The organism is Paenibacillus thalictri, from assembly GCF_004307995.1.
In the GTDB taxonomy this organism is placed as follows: Bacteria; Bacillota; Bacilli; order Paenibacillales; family NBRC-103111; genus Paenibacillus_AF; species Paenibacillus_AF thalictri.
In genome coordinates, this window is the sequence record NZ_SIRE01000026.1 from 136,510 (window position 1) to 150,494 (window position 13,985).

12 protein-coding genes are annotated in these 13,985 nt (G+C 52.2%); 11 read left to right on the forward strand and 1 reads right to left on the reverse strand.

Annotation, left to right across the window (positions count from 1 at the left end):
• Window positions 1-46: 46 nt before the first annotated feature.
• Window positions 47-418, reverse strand: coding sequence for an ArsR/SmtB family transcription factor (locus tag EYB31_RS30720; protein ID WP_131017313.1), 372 nt, complete (start codon window positions 416-418; stop codon window positions 47-49).
• 124 nt (window positions 419-542) lie between these two features.
• Here EYB31_RS30720 and EYB31_RS30725 point away from each other — a divergent pair, with 124 nt between their 5' ends.
• The 11 genes from EYB31_RS30725 (at window position 543) to EYB31_RS30775 (ending at window position 13,832) form a co-directional block, all read left to right on the forward strand.
• Complete coding sequence (locus EYB31_RS30725) at window positions 543-1,904, forward strand: extracellular solute-binding protein (RefSeq protein ID WP_131017314.1); 1,362 nt, start codon at window positions 543-545, stop codon at window positions 1,902-1,904.
• A 19-nt stretch (window positions 1,905-1,923) separates the two neighbouring features.
• The gene (locus tag EYB31_RS30730) at window positions 1,924-3,702 is read left to right on the forward strand and encodes a cache domain-containing sensor histidine kinase (RefSeq protein ID WP_131017315.1); all 1,779 of its coding nucleotides are present in this window, start codon (window positions 1,924-1,926) and stop codon (window positions 3,700-3,702) included.
• On the forward strand, window positions 3,680-5,251 hold the full coding sequence (locus tag EYB31_RS30735; RefSeq protein ID WP_131017316.1) for a response regulator transcription factor: 1,572 nt from the start codon (window positions 3,680-3,682) through the stop codon (window positions 5,249-5,251). The genes EYB31_RS30730 and EYB31_RS30735 overlap by 23 nt, the downstream gene beginning before the upstream one ends.
• Before the next feature lie 231 nt (window positions 5,252-5,482).
• Window positions 5,483-6,793, forward strand: a complete 1,311-nt coding sequence (locus EYB31_RS30740) for an extracellular solute-binding protein (protein WP_131017317.1) — start codon at window positions 5,483-5,485, stop codon at window positions 6,791-6,793.
• 44 nt (window positions 6,794-6,837) lie between these two features.
• Window positions 6,838-8,682: an ABC transporter substrate-binding protein gene (locus EYB31_RS30745; RefSeq protein ID WP_131017318.1), complete on the forward strand. Its 1,845-nt coding sequence runs from the start codon at window positions 6,838-6,840 to the stop codon at window positions 8,680-8,682.
• 116 nt (window positions 8,683-8,798) lie between these two features.
• Window positions 8,799-9,812 carry an ABC transporter permease gene (locus EYB31_RS30750; RefSeq protein WP_131017319.1) on the forward strand — a complete coding sequence of 338 codons (1,014 nt, stop codon included), beginning with the start codon at window positions 8,799-8,801 and terminating at the stop codon, window positions 9,810-9,812.
• Entirely contained in the window at window positions 9,809-10,645 is an 837-nt protein-coding gene (locus EYB31_RS30755) for an ABC transporter permease (RefSeq protein ID WP_131017320.1), read from the forward strand. Before EYB31_RS30750 ends, EYB31_RS30755 begins: the two co-directional genes overlap by 4 nt.
• A gap of 2 nt (window positions 10,646-10,647) precedes the next feature.
• On the forward strand, window positions 10,648-11,658 hold the full coding sequence (locus EYB31_RS30760; protein WP_131017321.1) for an ABC transporter ATP-binding protein: 1,011 nt from the start codon (window positions 10,648-10,650) through the stop codon (window positions 11,656-11,658).
• A complete protein-coding gene (locus EYB31_RS30765) occupies window positions 11,645-12,448 on the forward strand; it encodes an ABC transporter ATP-binding protein (protein WP_131017322.1) in 804 nt (267 codons plus the stop codon). Before EYB31_RS30760 ends, EYB31_RS30765 begins: the two co-directional genes overlap by 14 nt.
• 432 nt (window positions 12,449-12,880) lie before the next feature.
• The gene (locus EYB31_RS30770; RefSeq protein ID WP_131017323.1) at window positions 12,881-13,270 is read left to right on the forward strand and encodes a VOC family protein; all 390 of its coding nucleotides are present in this window, start codon (window positions 12,881-12,883) and stop codon (window positions 13,268-13,270) included.
• Between the two features lie 145 nt (window positions 13,271-13,415).
• On the forward strand, window positions 13,416-13,832 hold the full coding sequence (locus EYB31_RS30775; RefSeq protein WP_131017324.1) for a VOC family protein: 417 nt from the start codon (window positions 13,416-13,418) through the stop codon (window positions 13,830-13,832).
• Window positions 13,833-13,985: the final 153 nt, after the last annotated feature.

Below are 13,985 nucleotides of genomic sequence, written 5' to 3' on the forward strand. Positions count from 1 at the left end.
CTGCGAACAAAAAAAATCAATGCCTCGGGTAGAGACATTGACCGGTTTAATATTGGCTATTTTTGAGGGACGGCAAGGGCTTGTCCGACTTATCGCTTGCCCGCATATGCTCAAGCAGCGTGATCGTCCCGACCAGGTGGTTATCGAAAATTTGCTTGGCCACCTTAAGCAGGTCGTTCACTAACGGATCGCGCAAACTGTAGACGACCGATGTTCCGTCTTTGCGGCCGTAGACGACGTTTTTGCCGCGCAATATGGCAAGCTGCTGGGATACGGCCGATCCTTCGCTGCCGATGATCGATTGGATCTCATTGACGGTTTTGTCGCCTTCGGACAAAACTTCGAGAATGCGAATCCGCAGCGGGTGCGCCAGCGCTTTAAAAAATTCGGCTTTAAATTGTTGAAGACTCAAATCCATCGTACGTTCTCCTTCACCACCTGTAACTTATAAATACTATGATACCACATCTCATCTGTTGCAGGAAAAAGCAATTCCCAGTTATGATATGAGCAAGGGGATTTATGGAAAGGAGCGGCTATTTATGGTTGGGAGTTCCAGCTTGTTTGCCGCATCATCCGCCAAACGATGTGTTTGGGCGGCAGCGCTGCTAATCCTGATGGGCAGCGCGGGCTGTCAAAGCCCGCCGCTGAAGCAGCCGGGTTCCGGCGGGGCAGACGGCGCCGAACAAAAAGTGGTGCTGACGGTATGGAACGATTGGACAGGGCAGGACCCCACATCGGAGACAATGCGCGGACTGCTCGGCAAATTTCAACAGGATAATCCCGACGTGGAGGTGCGGCAGCAGAGCATATTACGCGACGCTTACAGGTCCAGGCTTAAGACGATGGCGGCGGCAGACGAGCTTCCGGATGTGTTCCTGATCTGGCCTGATTCGATGACCCGGGAATTTGTGCGGGGTGGCTTAATTCAGCCGCTCGACGATATGCTGAACGCGCATGCCGGTCTGGAGGCGGGTTTTATGCCGCATTCGTTTGACTCCTTCACGGTGGATGGCGGCAAATATTCGGTTCCGTTATCGATGGCGCCCAGCTCCTTTGTTTTTTATAATCAGGCGATATTTAACAAGTACGGTGTTCGCGTGCCGCAAACATGGGATGAACTGCTTGCAGCGATCCGTATTTTCAACGAAAACGGGATCACTCCGATCGCTTTGGGCAATAAATCGTCTTGGGTGGCCCCGTCATTTATTTTCAGCACACTGGCGGACAGAATGACCGGCACGGAATGGTTCAGGGACGTCATCTCGCAAAACGGCGCCAAGTTCACCGATCCGATTTTTCTGAAGGCGCTTCATTTGCTGCAGGAGCTCGTTGCGGCCAAAGCGTTTCAGGATAATTTCAACTATATCGACAATATGCAGATGGAACAGCTGTATTACCGCAAGCAAGCTGCCATGTTTGTCGGGAACGGCTCGGCCGTCGCAAATCTGATTGCCGGTGCGCCACAGGATGTGCAGGAATCGACGCATTTGGCACTGCTGCCCCAGGTGCCGGGCGGGATCGGCAATCCCTATTCGACCTCCGGTGTTGTCGGCGCGGGTTTCGCCATCAACAGCAAGCTGAGCGGGGCACAGCGCCAGGCCGCATTTAAGCTGATCTACGCTTTGTCCGGACCGGATGCGCAGCGCAGCATCCTGGACAGCAATACGCTGGTCAGCTACCGGCTTGATGTCGATCACAGTCGGGCCCATCCGCTGTTTATCGAGCTGCACCAGCTGATGAAATCGGTCACGATGCTGCCCGCTTATGAAACGCAGCTGACGACGGCGGCGGTGGAAGCGCTGAACGCCGGAATTCAGGACGTGCTGAAGGGCGGGAGCCCCGAGGACATGGCCCGGAATTTACAGACCATTCAAGCAAGCACATTCGGAAAATTCAGGTAAGCAAAGGGAGGAGGAACGTATGCACCGCTTGATTACAAGCTCTTTGCAGGGCAAGCTGACCGTGATGATGCTTTTGTCGACGCTGCTTCCTTTGTTTTTTCTGGGGGCGTTTTCATTTGTGACCTCCTCCCGGGTGAATGAAGAGAAGACGAAGCAGACTGGGATTGACGCGCTGCGCCGCATTCAGGCGAATATCCGCTTTATCGCTCAGGACGTAGAGGCGATGTCGATTTTTTTGACCGGGGATCACGATGTGCAGCAATATATGAACAGCTTTGATTTCGATTCGCCGGAGCGGCTGCGGATATTGGCATTGATGACGAATTTGGCGCAGTCCAAGGAATATATTTCAAATATAACGGTGTATTCCAAAAATAAAACGCTGCCGCTGCACACGCAAACGATTTATGCCTCCAACCTGTCCAAAACGATTGAAGACTGGAACTTGACGGGAAAAAGGTGGACGCCGCTTTACAGCAACCAGACCGTTCACGGACAGGAGCTCGTTTTTTCCTTCTTGCGGGCTGTCAAAAGCACAGACAACTTTGATCCGCTTGGTTTTATCGCGATTACGATCAACGAGCAGGCGATGTCGCGTTATTTGGCGGAACCGAACTTCGGCGTCGGGCAAGGCGAGCTGCTGCTGCTGGACAGCCGCGGCACGGTGCTTTCCGGGGGCAACAAACAGCGGCTTGGGCAGCGCTGGGAAACATTGTTCCCGGGCTCGCAAACCGGCGATATGGCCGGGACTTACGGCGCTTATACGTACGGGGAGGGGCATGGGAAAAGCACCGTATTGTACAACCGGATACCCGATCTGAGCTGGACGCTGGTCGGGCTTGTGCCTTACGAGCTGTACAGCAAGGAGAACCGCTACATCTGGCTGCTTACCGGCAGCGCGGTCAGCTTGGCTACGGTGCTTACCGCGGGACTGATCTTGTTTTTTGTGCGCAAGGTGACGAAACCGCTGAAGGTGCTGAAACGGCTGCTGGTCAAAATCGATCCCGACGAGCCGATGCCCCTGTACCAGTTCGAATCCCCGGACGAGGTCGGGCAACTGGTGGGCAGCTACAACCAGCTGGGCGAACATATCAAGCGGCTGAAGGAAAAGCTGATTCGAATGGAGTCCCGCAAGAAAGAAGCCGATATTCGGGCGCTGCAATCGCAGATCAATCCGCATTTTTTGTACAACACGCTTTCTTCGGTGCATTGGACCGCTTTGATGAGAGGGGAGCAGAAGATTGCGGATATGGTTGGGGCGCTCAGCGATTTTCTGCGGTTCAGCTTAAATAAAGGCAAAGACTTCTGCCCGGTGATGCAGGAGATCAATCATGTGAAAAATTATGCGGTGATCCAATCGATCCGATTCCCCGACCGGTTTACGGTTTCTTACGATATCGATCCGCAAATTTACAAGTTTCCGATGTTGAAGCTGCTGCTTCAACCGCTTGTGGAAAATGCGATGATTCACGGCGTCCAGAAATTGAAGCGGCATGGCACGATTTATATCAGTGCGGTCAAAGAGTCCGGCGGCTTGCATTTTCACGTGCAGGACGACGGGATCGGCATGGAGGAAGAGACGCTTGCCCGGCTTAAGGCTGATTTGTCGAGGCCGCTGGGGGACGAGCATAACGATTTATCGGGCAGCTACGGTTTGCGCAATGTCAATGAGCGGCTGCAATTGCATTACGGTAGTTTGGCTCACTTGACGGTAGAAAGCCAGGCGGGCCAAGGGACACGTGTTTCGTTTATGATTCCTGTAAAGGAGAATGGACATGAAAATATTGATTGTGGATGATGAAATCATCATACGAAACGGGTTGTCGACCGTGATTAATTGGCAGCAGCTCGGATTTACGCTGCTCGAACCGGCGGAGTCGGCCGAAGAAGCGCTGGAACGGATTCCGGCTGAAAGGCCGGATCTGCTGCTCACCGATATCCGCATGGGCGGAAAAGACGGAATTACGCTAGTCAAGGAAGCGCGGGAACTGCTGCCCGATCTGGAGGCCGTCCTGCTGACCGGTTATGACGACTTTGCTTATATGCAGCAGGCGATCCGCCATGAAGTAAGCGACTATTTGCTCAAGACAAGCAGGCCGGAAGATATAATTCAGGCGGTCATTCGCGCGGCCAAGAAAGTTCAGGACAAACGGGAGGCCGCAAGCAAAGTCGTGCTTAAGGATAAGGAGGTCCGGGATCACTGGTTTATCAAAATGCTGGAAAGCGGCATCACCCCGGATTTGCTCTCGCTTCAAGCGTATATGCCGCTGCTCGGAAGCACGCTTGACGAGCTGCGGCCGGAGCGGCTGCAGGTTGTGGTCATTCAGGCCGAAGGCTGGGGAGAGAAGCCAAGCAGCGCTTTGCTACTGCATTTTGCCGTAGAAAACATGCTGCGCGAGCTCATTAGCTGTGAAACGCTGGTGATGAACGGCAGGGTGGCAGCCGTTGTTCGTGCGGATGCGGCGTGGGGACAGGAGGACTGCGACGGCCGAAGCTTGCTGGAGCAAATCGAGCATCTGCTGAAATGTGCGCTGAGATGCGCTGCCGGAGTGCCGGTTGCTGCCGTGGAAGAACTTCACCAATCTTACCGGACGGCACAGCAGGCGGCGGCGTATTGGGAGCTGACCCGGGAGAAGCTGGTCGCATACGAGCGAGTTTGTACACGCAAAGGCTGGAACACGCTGCTGACCCGCTACGAGGAAACGGAGCTCGGGCACATTTTATCCGGCGGCAATTCGTTGCAGCTGAGCCAGTGGATTTATGCCGCTGTGCAAGCGCAAATGGAGCACCCTGAGACCACTTATGAGTCGTATTCGTCATATGTTCATTCCGTCGCGTTGTCCGGTTTGCGCTGGCTTGAGCGGCTGCTGGCCGAGACGCCTTCCGCCCAAGAAACCATCCACCGGTTTTCCGTATTTGGGTCCGAAGGGCACGGGCTGCTGCGGGATCAGCTGCAAACCTACTTGCAGTCTGTGATGGCCGCTTATCACCGATTGGTGGTCAAAGGGCAATCAGCCTATGTGCAGCGCGCGATCACTTATGTGAAAGAACATGTCGGCAGCCAGCGAATCGGGTTGTCCGATGTGGCCCGGCACGTTCATCTGCATCACGGACATTTGAGCGAAGTGTTTAAGAAAGAGACGGGGATGACGTTTGGCGATTTTGTTACGCGGGAAAAGCTGGAGCGGGCCAAGGAAATGCTGCTGGACCCGGCCGTCAAAATCAGCGAGGTGGCACGCGCCGTAGGTTACGAGGACGTCAAATATTTCAGCCAGCTGTTTAAAAAACACTTTACCCAAATTCCGTCCGAATACCGCGAAGTGGTGTCGGCGAAAAAATTAGAGTAAAGCGCCGAAGATTTTCTACCCTATACACGAAGATTATCCCCTTTTGTCAAAGGGGGTTTATTTTTACAATTATTGTATGTAATCGGTTTCAAACTGGCGAATGCTTTGATATAGGGAATATTTGTTCGATTGGTGATGGAGGGGAAAGGAATCACCGTTTTCGCATCAATATTCACCATCATCCTTCCGCATCCGCAAGGAAATCGATTATATCCATCGGGAGGAAAGCCCATGAAAAAGGCGGTGGCGGCCCTTACAATCGTATCGCTGTTACTTGAAGTTGCCTGCGGCGGGGGGCAGGACGGCAAGTCGGGAGGCGGCAACCGTCCGGCGGCGGACCCGGCTCAGGCGGTAACCCCGGGAGATAAAAAAACGCTGGAATTTTGGTACATCGACCCGGGAGATAAAGAAAAGGTGTATTTGGAGGCGGTCGAGCGGTTCAAAAAAAAGCATCCCGACGTCGAAGTCAAGACGCTGCAAACGTTAAACGATACGTACAAGATGAAGTTTGCCGTAGCGATGTCCGGCGGGAACCCGCCTGACGTATTTCATTCCTGGGGAGGCGGATGGCTGAAAGAATTTGTCGGTCAGGGCGGCGTATTGGATATGACCGGAAAGGTGGATAGCGGGGCGTATGTGCAAACTGTGCTCGACAACTCGACCTTTGGCGGCAAAATTTACGGAGTGCCGCTTGGCTTGTCGGTCACGATGATCTGGTACAACAAGGAGCTGTTTGCCAAGTACGGTTTAACACCTCCGGCGACGTGGGAAGATCTGCTGCATGTGGTCGATACGCTGAAGAAAAACAAAGTGATTCCATTTTCGCTGTCGAATCAGCCGAAATGGCCGGGCGCTTATTATTTCATGTATTTAGCCGATCGTGTGGCGGGTCCGGAGCTGTTCAAAAGTGCGCTGGCCCGCAAAGGGAGAACATTTGACGATGACGGTTATGTACAAGCAGGCAAGTACATTCAGGAGCTTGTAAGGCGAGAGGCCTTCAACAAGGGGTTTAACGGCATACCGTATGACGCGGGTCAAGGACGCCAGCTTTTTTATACGGGACAGGCGGCAATGACCGTTATGACGAGTGCTATTGTCAATAACACGCGGCAGGAAGCGCCGGAATTTGAGAAAAAACTCGACTTATTCGCTTTTCCCACCGTTCCGGGAGGGAAGGGAGATCCTTCGGACCTAAGCGCCGCATCGGCTCCGGTCTGGTCGGTATCGGCCAAAACGAAATATCCGGAGCTAGCGATCGAGTTGGTCAAGGAGTTATCCAGCCGGGAAACGGCGCAGTCGTATTCCGACCGCACCGGCTCAACGGTTGCGGTGAAAGGTGTCATCTACAAGGACGAATTCGCCAAACGGCTTGGCGGATACATCGAAAGAGCGAAGGATATCCACTGGCCTTACGATCAGACGCTGCCGCAGGAGTTGGCCGAACTGCACAAGGACACGACGCAGGCGATCTTTGGCTTGTCGATGACCCCGGAGGAAGCGGCCGGGAAAATGGAGGAAAAAGCAAAACAGGCGTTAAGATGATGATACAAAAATACAATTTTTGGAAAAAATAATGGAGGGTTTATATGAAGCTGAAAAAAGCAACAAGCTTGATCGGTTCGCTTGCCATGGCCGTCACTTTGTTGGCGGCCTGCTCGGATGTGCAGCCGCCGTCGGCGTCCAGCCAGTCCAAAGCGCCGGAGCCGGCCAAACCGGCGACAACCCAGCCGGCCGCAACGCCAGCCGCACCGGCTGCGCAAGCACCGGCGGCAGGCGACGTCAAAGAAACGCCGCGAAATGAAACATTGTATATTGCAGGCAATCAGTGGGGGGCCCCGACCAACTTTAACCTGCTCAGCGGCAACCCGGCTTTTCCGATCAACTACGGCAACTCCCGTGAGCTGATCTACGAAACGCTGTTTATGGTCAACATGCTGGATGGCAAGCTGGAACCTTTGCTTGGCACCAAATATAACTGGACGGACGATTTGACCTTAAAGGTGGAGCTGAACAAAGACGCCAAGTGGAACGACGGCAAACCGTTCACCTCGGATGACGTCGTGTATACGTACCAGCTCGGCAAGAAATATCAGATCAACTGGAGCAGCTTCTGGACTTACATTGAAGATGTTACCGCAGACGGCCCTAATGCCGTTAATATCAAGATGAAAAAGGAAACGCCAAACAAGCTGACCGTGCTGGACAGCATAGAATTGATCCCGATGCTGCCCAAACATGTATGGTCGGACATCGAAACCAAAGCGAACAACGATCTGGCGACCATCCGCAAGGAGTTTAATCCGAATCCCGTAGCTACAGGCCCTTACAAAATGTATTTCTACAACGATCAGAAAATTACCGTGGCGAGAGACGACAACTACTGGGGCAAATCGCTGTTTGGCAAACTTCCGGCGCCGAAGTATATCACCCACGTCATCTATAAAGATAATGCCGCAGGGGACCTTGCGTTTAAGGCCGGGCAAGTCGATTTGTCGCAGCAGTTTACGCCGCAAATTTGGAACTTCTGGAAAGACGGAGCCCCCGTCAAAACGTATTTGAAAGATGCGCCTTATTATTTGCCGGGTTCGATGCCTTCGATTTTCTTCAACATGTCCAAGAAAGGGCTTGATAACAAGGAAGTCAGAAGAGCGATTGCGATGAGTATCGATTACAAAAAAATATCCGATCTGGCCATGAGCGGTTATTCCGCAGCGATGCAGCCGTCGCTTACGCTGAACACGGACGCTGAGTCGAAATATGTCGATTTAAACGCGATCAAACCGCTGCAATGGACAACCGACGTGGCCGGGGCGAATGCGCTGCTGGACAAAATCGGCGCAAAGAAAGGCGCGGACGGCATTCGTGTGCTGGACGGCACCCGGCTTGGCCCTTGGGATATCGAGTGTCCTTACGGCTGGTCCGACTGGAATGCTTCGCTTGAAATCGTAGCCCAAAGCGCCAAAGCGATCGGCATCGAAATCCGCACCAAGTTTCCCGAGCAGCCGGTATGGAACAACGACCTGCAAACCGGCAAGTTCGACATTATTATGAATACGCCTGCCGGCGGCGTCAGCCCAAGCCAACCGTGGAACAGAGCAAGAACGATCATGTATTCGAAGGGCGTTCCCGCGATCGGCGAGATGGCCTTCTGGAACTGGGGCCGATACAAAAACGATAAAGCCGACCAACTGATCGACCAAATACCGGCCGTATCGGATATGAACAAATTAAAAGAGATGTACACCGAACTTGACAAAATGTGGCTGACCGACGTGCCGTCCGTTCCGCTGATGTACAGACCGTGGATGTTCTATACGATGAACGAATCGGTGTGGAAAGGTTTCCCGGTGCAAGGAGACGGGACCAATATTCCGCCGCAGATGGGTTATGATGGCGCAGGGATTAAAGCGCTGTATCAAATCCACAACTAATCCTGCCGTCATACAAGGCCTATATCGGGGCGTGATGTGCCGCTCCGGTATAGGTCTGTTTTGAAACGGGGCTTTGCCCGGCTGTGATCATAATACCCATCGGGGGTGCGCGACTTTTGAACGCTTATGTGAAGTATTTTGTTAATAAATTTTTCTGGTATTTGCTGACGCTGCTGATCGCCATTGTGCTTAACTTTTTGCTGCCACGGTTAATTGACGGAAATCCGGTATCGATCATTGTGTCCCAGGTTTCGGCAGGCATGACGGATAGCGACACGATCAAGAAGGTGTACGATACATTTATGAAGGAATTTGGCATCGACAAGCCGATTATGGTGCAATTTTTTATTTATTTGAAAAACTTGGTGACGGGCGATCTGGGCACATCGTTTGGTTTATATCCGAAAAAGGTAACCACCATCCTCGCATCGGCGGTACCGTGGACGGTCGGGCTGCAGCTTCCGGCGATTTTGACCGGATGGATTATCGGCAATGTGCTCGGAGCCGTAGCGGCATATCGCAAAGGCGTGTTCGACAAAGTGATTTTTCCCGTCGCGTTGTTTATCAACTCGATTCCGTTTTTTACGCTGGCGATTATTATGCTTTACGTTTTTGCGCTTTCCCTGAAATGGTTTCCGCTTCACGGCGGCTACGACTTTCAGATGATTCCGCAGCTTTCCTGGTCGTTCTTCTGGTCGGTGATCCGGCATCATACGCTGCCGTTCCTGTCCATCGTGCTTGTTACGATCGGCGGCCAGGCGATTGGCATGAGGGAAATGTCGATCTACGAGCTGAACTCGGACTATGTCTTATACAGCAAGCTGCTGGGCATCCGCGATTCCAGGGTCGTGCGTTACGTGTTCAAAAACGCCATGCTGCCGCAAATTACCGGACTTGCTTTGTCCGTAGGCACCATGGTTGGCGGCGCGCTGATCTGCGAGATTGTGTTCAGTTATCCCGGTATCGGCACATGGCTGTTTACAGCGATCCGGCAGCTCGATTATCCGCTCATTTCCGGCTGTACGCTGCTGATCGCCTTGTCGGTGCTGCTTGCCAACTTTACGATTGAAATCGTTTACGGGCTGGTTGATCCGCGCATCAAGGCCGCTCAGATGGAGGAACAACAATGAGCCATTCCATCCACATATTGCTGAGATCCCCCAAATTTCTGATCGGTGCGATCGCGCTGCTTGCCATGCTTGCGTTAGTGCTGATTTATCCGCTGATTAACCAAAAAGATCCGCTGGAAATGATCGCTATGGCGTTTCAGCCGCCCGGAAACGATCTTCTGCTTGGCTCGGACAATTTCGGGCGGGACCTGTTTCTAGAATTGATTTACGGCATTCGCACATCGCTGCGCGTCGGGTTGATTGCAGGTGTGATCGCAACGGCGATTGGTCTGGTCATCGGTCTGAGCGCCGGGTATATCGGCGGCCTGGTCGACAACATTTTGACCACTATCACCAATATGTTTATCGTTATTCCTTCTTTTATCGTGCTTATTCTGATTTCCGTCAGCATTAATTCAAGAAGCGCGCTGGTGACGGCGATGATTATCGGCATCACGGCTTGGCCTTGGACGGCGCGGGCGGTTAGGGCGCAAACAACTTCGCTGCGGGGCCGGGATCACGTGAATATTGCGAAAATTTCCGGTCACAGCACGCCACGGATTATTGTGTTTGAAATTCTTCCTTATATCGCTTCTTATGTCGTGATGGCTTTTGTGCTGCAGACCGCGTCGGGCATCTTGGCGGAAGCGTCCATTTCGATGCTTGGCCTCGGGCCGTTCAACACGATTTCGCTGGGCATCATCATGAACTGGGCGCTGGCCTTTGAAGCCCCGGTTGCCGGCGCCTGGTGGGCCTTTATTCCGGCGGCGATCGCGATCGCGATCATCACCTTTTCGCTGTATATGATGAACACCGGAATGGACGAAATTTTCAATCCGAAAATAAGGAGCTAATTATGGGTAAAAATATATTGGAAGTAAAGGAGCTCAAAACGTATTACAGAACCCGGCTGCAAGAAAACGTCTACGCGGTGGACGGGGTCAGCTTTAACCTGGAGGAAGGCAAAACGCTGGGCATCGCCGGGGAATCCGGCTGCGGCAAGTCGACGCTGGCGCTCAGCCTGATGGGGTTTTATTTTCCGCCACTGCATTTCAAAAGCGGTTCGATCAGCGTAGGCGGCACCGATATTATGAAGCTGGGCAAAGAGCAGCTGCGATCGCAAATATTGGGCAGGGAAATTGCCTATATTCCGCAAGCGGCGATGAATGCGCTGAATCCGACGCTGAAAATTATCCGGTTTATCGAAGATATTATGCGCGAGCATCGTCCGGAACTGAGCAAACAGCAAGTATGGCAGATGGCTTCAGAACGGTTTGAGACGCTGAATTTGTCCCCGAAGGTGCTGAATTCCTACCCCAACGAGCTGTCCGGGGGGATGAAGCAGCGGACGGTGATTGCGATTTCCAGCATCCTGAACCCGAAGGTGCTGATTGCCGACGAACCGACCTCGGCTCTCGACGTGACTTCCCAGAAAGCGGTCATCAAGCTGATGAAAAGTTTGCTTCAGAAAGGTTTTATCAAGTCGCTGATCTTTATTACCCACGAGCTGCCGCTGCTATATCATGTGACCGACGATATTGTCGTCATGTACGCCGGGGAAATCGTCGAGCGCGGCACCGCGCAGCAAATGATTTTTGACCCGCTGCATCCGTATACAAAAAAGCTGATGGGTTCGATCATCGTACCCGAGGAAGGCATGAAAGGCCATAAGCTGGCGGCGATCCCGGGCGCGCCCCCCAACTTGAAGAAGGTGCCGGATGGCTGCCGGTTCGCGGAGCGGTGCGTGCATGCCAAAGACGAATGCAGATCGGGCAAGGTGGACAATCGGCAGGCCGACGGCCGGATATACCGGTGCCATTTTGATACGGTCACGTTGAAGGAGTGGTATGAACATGAGCAGCAATGAAGTGTTGATCAGCGGCAAACATGTATCGAAGATATTTGGTTACGGCAAAAACAAAACAACGGCCGTCAGCGACGTCAGTTTTGATTTTCATAAAGGAGAAATCATTTCGATTGTCGGGGAAAGCGGCAGCGGCAAAACGACTTTGGCCAAAATTTTGATGGGATTGCTGAAGGAAACCAGCGGCGACGTGGCATATAAAGGCCAGCCCAGGCAGCTGCGCTCGCATAAAGACCGGAAAAACTACTGGAAAGATATCCAGGCGATATTTCAAGACCCTTTCTCCTCATTTAATTTGTTTCACAAGGTCGAAAAGCTGCTTCTTGATTGCATCAAGCTGCAAGGGCTGGAGCTTACCAAGGAAGAGCAGGAGCGGAAAATGAAAGAGGCTTGTTCTTTTGTGAACCTGAAATTCGAGGAGTTGTACAATAAATATCCGTTTGAGCTGTCCGGCGGGCAGATGCAGCGATTGATGATCGCGCGGATTTTTATGCTGCATCCGCGGGTGTTGATCGCCGACGAACCGACTTCGATGGTGGATGCCTGCTCCCGTTCGACCATCCTCGACATGCTGCTCAAGCTGCGCGATGAAAACGGCATGACGATTATTTTTATCACCCACGACGTGGGGCTTGCTTATTATGTCAGCGACACGTTGTATATTATGGAAAAAGGCAAAATCGTGGAAAGCGGCGGTGCGGAGGAGATCATCTTAAGGCCGCAGCACCGGTATACGAAGCAGCTGATCGCCGATGTGCCAAAAATTCATGAGGCTTGGAATCTGGAGGCGTAGGAGTTTGGGGAGTAAAGGCGGTATGGGGAATTTTTCGTGGATGTAAACATTCCGGGAAAGGGATGGCACTCCACCGCTCGTGAAAACCGTGTTTCATTTAATTTACCTTGCGGTAAAAACACAGTTTTCAAGGCGGACGTAAACTTAAGAGTTTTCCGTAGGAAAACTGGCATCGGAAGCATAAGCTATCGTGCCATTCCCTTACCCTCCATTCTCTGCACGGAAAAATCCCCGATACAAACACTCACTCCGCAAACTCTGGGGGGTGGTAAAAAATACAAGGACAAAATTCACTCCGCAAACTCTGGGGAGGTGGTAAAAAATACAAGGACAAAATTCACTTCGCAAACTCTAGGGAGTTGGTAAATAAAAGGAGAAAAGATATAATAAGGAGGGAAGTTACGACTGATTGAATAGGAGAGAAATCTGAATATGGCTACGTTGATTCCATATATTTACAGCTACGATGCAAGGAGGCAGGCGGAGTTTTACGCGCAAGCGCTGAAGGGGGAAATCGTCAGCATCCGGACGTTTGCGGATATGCCCAATGCAAAGGACCACATGAAGGACAAGGTGATGCATTTGGTGCTGCAAGCGGCGGGGCTTACCTTTTTTATGTCCGATTCGGGCCCGGTGCAAAGGGGAGACGGAATGGATTTGACGCTTGTATTCGACACTGAAGAAGAGGCCAGACAAGCTTTCGAGGGATTAGCCGCGGGCGGGCAAGTGCTGATGCCGTTCGAGAAGATGTTCTGGGGCACGATGTTCGGCAGGCTGACCGATCCGTTTGGCGTCCGCTGGCAAGTTTCGACAAAGGATTAATTGCATTGCTCACATGTGCTTGGACTATTTTCCAGTGTGAATAGCAATCGGTAAGAAATCTGAACGCTCATCCATTGCTATAATAGTTTTTGTAAGGGCAAGGGCGAAACTTGCCGATCCCAATAAAACGACGAGGTGACTACGGATGGCGTTCCAAGCGGGCAAAACCTTTATTAATCTTCCGATCAAAGACTTGAAGCAAACGATGGACTTCTTCTCGCAGATCGGATTCGAATTCAACATGCAGTTCACTGACGAAAAGGCCACATGTATGATCATCAACGAGCATACGTTTGCGATGCTGCTTGTAGAGCCATTTTTTCAAACCTTCACGAAAAAAGAACTTGCCGATACGACAAGAAGCACGGAAGTCATCGTGGCGCTCTCCGTCGACAGCCGGGAGCAGGTAGACGAAGTCGCTGACAAAGCGCTGGCAGCCGGTGGTAGCGCGGCAAACGATCCGCAAGATCACGGGTTTATGTACACCCGGAGCTTTCAAGACGTCAACGGCCATATATGGGAAGTGTTCCATATGGACGAAAGCCTAGTCCAGCAGGCGTAAGGTTTAATACAAAAAGGCGGTCGCCGTACACTGGTACCCATAGACTGGACACTTAGAAAAAAGGTGTTCAGGCTGTGGGTACCTTTTTGTATACTAGAGTAAGCAACGGGGGGATTACATCATGAGCAAGAAGCGATTTACGGAAGAAGAACG